The organism is Mycobacterium sp. E183 (assembly GCF_001667735.1).
Taxonomy (GTDB): Bacteria; Actinomycetota; Actinomycetes; order Mycobacteriales; family Mycobacteriaceae; genus Mycobacterium.
Map to the genome: position 1 here is coordinate 1 of NZ_LZJN01000208.1, position 1,337 is coordinate 1,337.

At 72.6% G+C, this 1,337-nt stretch carries 1 protein-coding gene; it reads left to right on the forward strand.

Annotated elements, in window-relative coordinates; all coding sequences use genetic code 11:
- On the forward strand, nucleotides 1-1,306 hold a 1,306-nt coding region (locus A5691_RS25995; protein WP_068016355.1), incomplete at its 5' end, for an ATP-dependent DNA ligase.
- Nucleotides 1,307-1,337: the final 31 nt, after the last annotated feature.

Consider the following 1,337-nt stretch of genomic DNA (forward strand, 5'->3'; position numbering starts at 1 on the left):
GACCGTCGCCGCGGTGGACGCCAGTTTCTCCGAGATCGGGGCGGTGTCGGGCAAGGGATCGCAGGCGCGCCGCGCGCAGCTCATCACCGGCTTGTTCGCCGCCTCGACCGACATCGAGCAGACCTTCCTGCTGCGGCTGCTCGGCGGGGAGCTGCGCCAGGGGGCGCTGGCCGGGATCATGGCCGACGCGGTGGCCAAGGCCGCCGGCCTCCCCGTCGCGGCGGTACAGCGCGCGGCGATGCTCGGCGGGGACCTGCCCGGCGTCGCGGCGGCCGCCATGGGCGGCGGCGCCCGGGCGCTCGAGGCGTTCGCCCTGCGCGTCGGACGGCCGGTCGGCCCGATGCTGGCGCAGACCGCGACCGGGGTGGCCGATGCGCTGGAACGCCACGGCGGCACAACGATTTTCGAGGCCAAGCTGGACGGCGCCCGGGTACAGATTCACCGGTCGGGCGACCAGGTCACCGTCTACACCCGAAGCCTCGACGACGTCACCGCCCGGCTGCCCGAGGTGGTGGAGGCGACGCTGGCGCTGCCGGTGCGCGACCTCATCGCCGACGGCGAGGCGATCGCGCTGCGGGCCGACAACTCACCGCACCGCTTCCAGGTCACCGCGTCACGGTTCGGCCGATCGGTCGACGTCGCTGAAGCCCGTGCGGCCCAACCTCTTTCGGTGTTCTTCTTCGATATCCTGCACCGCGACGGCGAGGACCTGCTCGACGCGCCGACCACCGAGCGGCTGGCCGCCCTGGACGCGCTGGTGCCGGCCGCGCAGCGGGTCGATCGGCTCGCCACCACAGACGACGACGAGGCGGCCCGGTTCCTGGCGGCGACGCTCGCCGCCGGTCACGAGGGCGTCATGGCCAAGGCGCCGCAGGCGCCGTATCAGGCAGGCCGCCGCGGCGCGGGCTGGCTCAAGGTCAAGCCGGTGCACACGCTGGACCTGGTGGTGTTGGCGGTGGAGTGGGGATCGGGGCGCCGACGCGGCAAGCTCTCCAACATCCACCTGGGGGCGCGCGACCCCGCCACCGCCGAATTCGTGATGGTGGGAAAGACTTTCAAGGGCATGACCGACGCCATGCTGGACTGGCAGACGGCCCGGTTCAGCGAACTCGCCGTCGGCGGGACCGACGGTTACGTCGTGCGGCTGCGGCCCGAGCAGGTGGTCGAGGTGGCCCTGGACGGGGTCCAGAAATCCTCGCGCTACCCCGGCGGTGTGGCGCTGCGGTTCGCCCGTGTGCTGCGTTACCGCGACGACAAGAGCCCGTCCGAGGCCGACACCATCGATACCGTGCGGGCGCTGTACTGACAAACCGAGCGCTGCCGGTTTCGCGCGCGTA